The organism is Mycolicibacterium sphagni, from assembly GCF_002250655.1.
Taxonomy (GTDB): Bacteria; Actinomycetota; Actinomycetes; order Mycobacteriales; family Mycobacteriaceae; genus Mycobacterium; species Mycobacterium sphagni.
In genome coordinates this window covers 1-218 of sequence record NZ_NOZR01000077.1, presented here as the reverse complement: position 1 = coordinate 218, position 218 = coordinate 1, and the positions used below count along the sequence as shown (strand labels likewise).

The 218-nt window shown below is 67.4% G+C and carries 1 protein-coding gene; it reads left to right on the top strand.

The annotated features are described in order from the left end of the window. Positions 1-218, top strand: a 218-nt coding sequence (locus tag CG716_RS30465; protein ID WP_165774356.1) for a hypothetical protein, incomplete at both ends; no start/stop codon positions are given.

The following is a 218-nucleotide window of genomic DNA, read 5'->3' as shown; positions in this document are numbered from 1 at the left end:
GCCATCAACCCGACGTTGGGCATCCTCGCCAACGCATTCACCACGTTCACGGGCCAGTTGGCCGACACGATCCAGGCGGGGATTGCGGCGGGGCTCACCGGTTTCCAGGCGCTGCTCAATGCGCTGGGCAATCCGGCCAGCGCGCTGTTTGCGGCGTTCCAGGCGGCTTTGGCGGCGTTCCCGAACCCGGCGGCGTTCATCAATGCGCTGGTGCAGGC